This is a genomic window from Bacteroidales bacterium (assembly GCA_035299085.1).
Taxonomy (GTDB): Bacteria; Bacteroidota; Bacteroidia; order Bacteroidales; family UBA10428; genus UBA5072.
Window position 1 is genome coordinate 55,103 of the sequence record DATGXG010000058.1, and the last position, 7,060, is coordinate 62,162.

General features: G+C 42.0%; 5 protein-coding genes. 3 read left to right on the top strand and 2 right to left on the bottom strand.

Features of this window, described 5'->3' with window-relative positions:
* Nucleotides 1–87: 87 nt before the first annotated feature.
* Nucleotides 88–336 carry a hypothetical protein gene (locus VK179_19875; GenBank protein ID HLO61018.1) on the top strand — a complete coding sequence of 83 codons (249 nt, stop codon included), beginning with the start codon at nucleotides 88–90 and terminating at the stop codon, nucleotides 334–336.
* A gap of 7 nt (nucleotides 337–343) precedes the next feature.
* On the opposite strand, the gene mfd is transcribed toward VK179_19875, so the two are convergent.
* Entirely contained in the window at nucleotides 344–3,706 is a 3,363-nt protein-coding gene (mfd, locus tag VK179_19880) for a transcription-repair coupling factor (protein ID HLO61019.1), read from the bottom strand.
* 180 nt (nucleotides 3,707–3,886) lie between these two features.
* On the opposite strand from mfd, the gene VK179_19885 reads away from it, so the two are divergent.
* Complete coding sequence (locus VK179_19885; protein ID HLO61020.1) at nucleotides 3,887–4,792, top strand: hypothetical protein; 906 nt, start codon at nucleotides 3,887–3,889, stop codon at nucleotides 4,790–4,792.
* Nucleotides 4,793–4,951: 159 nt separating this feature from the next.
* Here VK179_19885 and VK179_19890 read toward each other — a convergent pair whose 3' ends face one another.
* Nucleotides 4,952–5,425 carry a hypothetical protein gene (locus tag VK179_19890; GenBank protein ID HLO61021.1) on the bottom strand — a complete coding sequence of 158 codons (474 nt, stop codon included), beginning with the start codon at nucleotides 5,423–5,425 and terminating at the stop codon, nucleotides 4,952–4,954.
* 221 nt (nucleotides 5,426–5,646) lie between these two features.
* Between VK179_19890 and VK179_19895 the strand changes: the two genes are divergently transcribed.
* On the top strand, nucleotides 5,647–6,912 hold the full coding sequence (locus VK179_19895) for an aspartate kinase (protein HLO61022.1): 1,266 nt from the start codon (nucleotides 5,647–5,649) through the stop codon (nucleotides 6,910–6,912).
* The last annotated feature ends 148 nt before the right edge of the window (nucleotides 6,913–7,060 follow it).

Here is a 7,060-nt window from a genome sequence, read left to right on the forward strand (position 1 = left end):
TTATTTTAGCAACTAATTGTTTATTTTACGTTAAAAGGTTTAATTTTCCCGCATTACAAGGCTTAAACTATTCTAAATTACCCCGACATGTATACAGAACTGGAAAAGAAGATGTATGGCAAATCCAAACTCCGCAAGAAAATGCGTGACGTGAGGAATTTTTTACTTGCCCTGCTCGGCTTGTTTTTTATTACAGTTGCATTTACTATTGTAATCGACAGGAATGACGCCATCGGCGATGGCATGAAAAATATCCGTTACGGATTTTTCTCCTTTGCCCTGATCATCAGCGGAACTGCCGTTCTGATCAGTCTGATGTTGAAATCGAGAAAATAAACCTGTCTTACGCTTCATTAACACAAAGCGATTTTAAAAGATTACAGGCAGATTCAACAGAGAGTATCGGTTCACAGGTGAGAGTGAGTTTGTCATTCCCTTCCTTCATCCTGAAACGCGATGGTTGTTTCTGCACAAAGCTTAAAATATTACTGAACGTTTTGGTTTTATAGTAATCCGATTTTTGATTCGAAATAAAATACCCGATCATTTTTCCATTTTTCATAACGAGTTTTTCAAAACCCAACCGGTTCGCCAGCCATCTTAACCTTACAACCTGCAGCAATTCTTTACTTGGATCGGGTAATGGGCCAAACCGGTCATTCAGCGCGGATTCATAATCTACAAGTTCTTCCTCCGTCTGAACCTGGTCGAGCTCCCTGTAAAGGCTCATTCTTTCAGAAACATTTGAAACATAATCATCAGGAAATAGTAGTTCCATGTCAGTATCGAGCTGGCAATCCTCGACATAAATTTTGTTTTCTTTCTGCTCGGCTGTTTCTTTCCGTGCAAAAAGTTCCTTGTATTCATTTTCTTTCAGATCGGCAATGGCTTCATTAAGAATCCTTGTGTACGTTTCAAACCCGATATCGGCAATAAATCCGCTCTGTTCCCCGCCAAGCATGTTCCCCGCACCCCGTATGTCAAGATCGTGCAACGCAATGTTGAATCCGCTGCCGAGTTCAGATAATTCTTCAATTGCCTTAAGCCTGCGTCGGGCTTCAGGAGTAAGCACCGTGGGTGGTGGTGCCAGCAGGTAGCAGAAGGCTTTTTTATTTGAACGGCCCACGCGGCCTCTCAGCTGGTGAAGATCGCTTAATCCGAAATGATGGGCATTATTGATAAAAATGGTATTGGCATTCGGAATATCAAGTCCCGATTCTATAAGCGTCGTGGCAATGAGCACATCATAATCCGCACGGACGAAATCGGTCATAACCTGTTCCAGTTTCGGCCCTTCCATCTGACCATGAGCCACACAGGTTTTAACACCCGGGCAGATCTTCCGTATCAGGGTTTCCACTTCATAAATGTTCTGAACCCTGTTATTTATAAAGAATACCTGGCCGCCACGGGACAACTCATATTCAATGCCTTCACGGATGATGTCATCATTGAAAACATGCAGTTCGGTGATAATCGGATGCCTGTTAGGCGGAGGTGTGTTGATAACTGAAAGATCACGGGCGCCCATAAGCGAAAACTGGAGAGTTCGCGGAATGGGTGTTGCTGTAAGCGTGAGGGTGTCGACATTAACCTTTAAGTTTTTCAGCTTTTCTTTTGCCGAAACACCAAATTTCTGCTCTTCATCAATGATCAGCAGGCCGAGGTCTTTAAACCGAATATCGGCTCCAAGCAACCGGTGTGTACCTATTATTATATCGATCTTTCCTTCGGCCAGTCTTTTTATGATATCCGTCTGTTGTGTCCCCTTTTTAAACCGGTTAATGTATTCAAGATTGCAGGGAAAGCTGGCAAGCCGTTCTTTAAATGTATTGTAATGTTGCAGGGCAAGAATCGTAGTAGGTACCAGTATGGCAACCTGCTTGCTGTCAGCCACAGCTTTAAATGCAGCCCTCACGGCCAGCTCGGTCTTCCCGAAACCCACGTCACCGCAGACAAGCCGGTCCATAGGATTTTCCGATTCCATATCCTCCTTTATGGCCAGTGTTGATTTAACCTGGTCGGGTGTGTCTTCATAAATAAAGGAAGCCTCAAGTTCATTCTGCATGTAAGTATCGGGTGAAAACGCAAATCCTTTCTGCATTTTACGGCGGGCATACAAATCAATGAGTTCACGGGCAATATCCTTGATCTTTTTACTGGTGCTCTGTTTCAGCTTTTGCCATGCGCCAGTTCCCAGTTTGTACATCCTGGGAGGCTCATTGTCCTTTCCTTTGTATTTTGAAATACGGTGAAGCGAGTGGATGCTGACATACAGCACATCATTATCCTGGTAAACCAGCCTGATCGATTCCTGGATCTTGCCGTTGATATCAATTTTCTCAAGTCCTCCGAATTTTCCGATCCCATGGTCAATGTGCACCACATAATCGCCCGGTTGAAGGCCTTTCAGCTCTTTAAGCGACAGGCTGCCCCTGTTTGAAAAATAATTATGGAGAGTATATTTATGATAGCGCTCAAAAATCTGGTGGTCGGTATAGCAGCTCACTTTAAGATCGCGATCGATGAATCCTTCGTGAAGCGTTTTAAGAAGTGGATGAAATTTTATTGAGCTGTTGATGTCCTTGAAGATCGAAGAAAGTCTTTCAATTTGTTTTTCGCTGTCGCTCAGAATATAATTTTTGTAGTCATTTTTACTGAGCACTAGCAAATCTTCAGCCAGCAGGTTGAAATTTTTGCTGAATGCAGGCTGGGGAAGGGTATTGAAAGGGCATTCATGACTGCCCGGGAAAAAGTTGCGTGAAGCGAATTCAACCACGCTGAAATCTGGTATTTTGCTTACAAGGTAATGGCCGGTTGTTAACTGGTTTTCAGTCACAGGAAGCACTTCATCGCGTTTCTCTGACTTACGCGACACCTCATCATATATATCATTTAGTTTAGCTGCTGTGAAATGAACATCTGTAATCCACACAACCGAGGATGAATCGAGATAATCGGTCAGCGGTTCGCTGATGTCTTCCTGTTTCAGTTCCTGGACATTGGGGAGGATGCTGATATGATCGTGAAGGTTTTTTGAAAGCTGGTTTTCCACGTCGAAGGTACGGATGGATTCCACTTCGTCGCCGAAAAAGTCGATGCGGTAAGGATCGGGGTTGGCAAAGGAAAATACGTCTACAAGACTGCCGCGAATGGCGTACTGGCCGGGTTCATACACAAAGTCGGTTTCAGAGAACCGGTATTCTTCGAGCATTTCGCGGATGAAGCTTATTGAAATTTTTTCACCTTTGTTTAATAACAGTGTATTTTTTTTAAGCTTAACCTGGGTGATTACCTTTTCGGCAAGACCTTCTGGGTAAGTGACAATAACAAGAAAATTCTCTCTCGAAGTTTTATCCACTGATCCGAGCCTGTTCACCACGTTGGTCCGAAGGATCACGTTTCCGCTGTCAATCTGGTTATAATGAACCGAGCGTTTAAAGGAAGACGGGAAGAACAGTACATTGTCGTTTCCGAGAAGATTAACAAGGTCATTATAAAAATAGGCTGAATCCTCCTTTTCAGGCAATATGACAAGGTGGATGCCGGATAATTCCGGGATCAGAGCTGCAGCCACAATGCTTTTCGAAGACCCTGCGAGTCCCGGACAATGGGCCTTCGCATTTTTATTTTCTCTGAGAAAAGAAGTCAGATTCCCGACCCCGGGATGATTCCTGTATAATTCGACAAGTTCGTTCAGCGCCACATTTAATCAATGAGGTGCAAAAATAGTAAAAATAGTCTGTTTGTCTGTTGGTCTGTTAGTCTGTTAGCGAATAGCCGTCATTTCATCGGCCGTTTAACAGAATCTTCGGTTTTGTTTGAGACAAAAACCTTTTAATAAGTGAAAAGTGCTATTTTTAAGAAACAATCAATAAACCATGGAATGAAAATTTCAATAATAGCACTTGGATTTATTATTCTTAGTTGTGGAAATAACAAAATGGAACATAGTGGCATATCAGAAAGTAAAATACCGGGAAATGACAGTGAAGGCATATCCATTCAAAATGGGCAAGACCAACAGGTAAACACTGTATTAAGTCATACTGAATTTGAAAAATTAACAGTTGAAGTGGATACGAATAATCCATTCTGGAAAAAGTATAAAGAATTCGCCAATCCTAATTCCAATGTTATCAGTTTCCCCGGTAATAAACCATTGTCCGATTTCATTTCAGACAATGGCATAAAAAATTATGACCGAAAATTTGAAAAACCACCGCTGGTTGAAAGCGCTTTTGTGCCATATTCCAGAACTTTTAAAAGCGAAAAATGGACTGCTGTTGGTTATACCATTATATACCGGGATGAAGATTCTTCTCTTGGCTGTGAATCCGAATTAACAGTGCATAACAGTGACGGAGAAATGTGTTTTAATTTAAAAGGAATCGAAATAAACATTAATGAAATAGTCGTTACGGATGATGGCAAATATGTTTGTTTTTCCTATGGAATAGATGATGAATACGGAGCTTTGTTAAATGAAGGATATAGAATATATGATATCGGAAGCAAGAAAATAATAGCTGAGGAAAAATTTTCAGGACAGTATTATAATGTACATCCCGGGTCAATGCATAATAATATAAAGATCGGCATGCTTAAAGATGGGCCGAACAGTTTTTATGTTATTTACGATTTCAGAAATTCTACCAGATATAAATATGAATATCTCCCCGGGCCGGATAAGCAATTAGTCAAGATTACCGAAGGAGGTTTTGTTTTTAAAGCAAACGGAATCTTTGATACTCTACTTTTTAAAAATATCGCGGTTAAGGAAACTTTTTAATTTAATCGGGGTCGGACCCCCTTTTTTGCACAATACAGCGAGCGAGGGGGCGGCACAGCCGCCCCCTCGCTCGCTTGTCTACACAACCAGGATGTCATTCCGACCGGAGGGAGGAATCTGGTTTCGTTATACTATGATGGGCGTTGCTGATCGTCTTCCTTAATTATGAAACAAATAAAATCCGTAATGTCCTGCAGTATATCCTTCAGCCATCTCATTGGCGGTCAGTTCTATTTTATACTGGGCGGTTTCATTTATATCAATCATTAAGCTGGTGGTGTTTGAATCGCCTACTGTACCGCTTTTTACCCAGGTCCATTTATCGTCCACCCATTTGTAGAGGTTGACGCCTATCTGGTTGATGCGGTAATCTCCGTAAGTAAATACTCCATAGGTGTATCCTTCATAAAGTGTCCTGTAAATCTCCCGAACACGGTCGGTAAACATCAGGTCAAATTCAATATGGACTATCTCAAGTGAATCCGTTTCAAAAGCTTCAATTACATCGTTCATTTCATCCACAATCGGCTTCATGGAGGTTCCGGCTTCGTTGTCGAGATCAATACCCGTTTGTGAATGAGCCATGCAAAACATGCCGAACAGAAATGCGAGTGATAAACTAATCTTCTTCATAGTGAGTGAAAGTTAGAGTTGAAAGTTATTTTGACGTTTTCTTATACGGTGATTGATTGAAAGTGGTTAACTACAGAGAACACACTGAATGATTTTTTTTGCGGCCGAGTCGAAATATTTTTTCAGGCGGTCAGACGAAGTCGGAGACTTCGCCTGGCATATTAGACATTGCCTAGCATTGTGGTAAAATTCTTTCTATTTTTACGTAAAATCATTTCAGCATGAAAGTTTTCAAATTCGGCGGGGCGTCAGTTAAAGATGCGGATTCTGTTAAAAATATTGCAACCATCCTTCGTAAATACAACGAAGACCTTGTTGTTGTGATTTCTGCCATGGGCAAATCCACCAATGCATTTGAAAGAGTGCTGAATGCCTGGATGAAAAGTGATAAGACCACAGCGCTTGAAGAGTCTGAAGCCATCCGTCAATATCATTTTAAGATAGCCGGGGAGCTCATTTCTGATCCGGGACATGCCCTGTTCTCCGAACTGGATAATATTTTTTCCGGCATCGATAAAAAACTGAAAAGCCACGAACCGGCTTCTACCTACAACCAGGAATACGATCAGCTTGTATCCCTGGGTGAAATTATCTCCACAGTTATAGTAAGCAATTATCTTAATCATATTGGAATTGCCAGCCAATGGGCTGACGCCCGCCAGTTCCTTAAAACGGATTCCACATTCAGGGAAGGGCGCGTTGATTGGGATATTTCCGATAAGCTCATTAAAAACCTGTTCGATTTTAAGAATAATCACCTTTATATCACCCAGGGTTTCATCGGATCAACGGTCAGCAACCTTACCACTACCCTTGGCAGGGAAGGCTCTGACTACACTGCGGCTATACTTGCTTATGTGCTTTCAGCCGAATCCGTCACTGTATGGAAAGATGTACCCGGTGTATTGAACGCCGACCCGAAATGGTTTGACAATACAGTAAGGCTTGAACAAATTTCCTATCTCGATGCCATTGAGCTGGCTTATTACGGCACCAGCGTTATCCATCCGAAAACCATTCAGCCTCTAAAAAATAAAGGAATTCCGCTGTATGTAAAATCTTTTATCCACCCTGACGATCCGGGAACAGTGATCGGTAATGAAGAGTATGACAAGCTGATCCCTTCCTTTATTTTTAAAATGGACCAAGTTTTAATTCATGTCCATCCCACTGATTTTTCATTTATTGCCGAGGACAACCTTGAAAAAATTTTCAGGTGTTTTGCCGGCTACGGGTTACGAATTAACCTTATGCAGAATTCGGCAGTAAGCTTTGATGTTTGCGTGAATAATGATCTGAGTCGCATTCCGCTTGTGCTTGCCGACCTTGAAAAAGATTTCAGGGTAACCAGTTCAGCGGGACTCGAACTCATCACCATCCGCTATTATGATGATGAAACCATTAAACGCGTGCTTGTAAATAAAGAACTGCTGCTTACACAGAGGACGAAGAATACGATACAGATGGTGGTACGGGATCTCGGATAAAACCGAGCGTCATTGCGAGTAAGAACACCTTTTTAAAGATCACCCGGTGAAATGACAACCATGGCTTTCACAAATAGCTACGAAGTAGCGAGATCTGAATAACCGCGGGTGAAACCCGTGGATTATGATGTCAGCAGACAAGAACCCT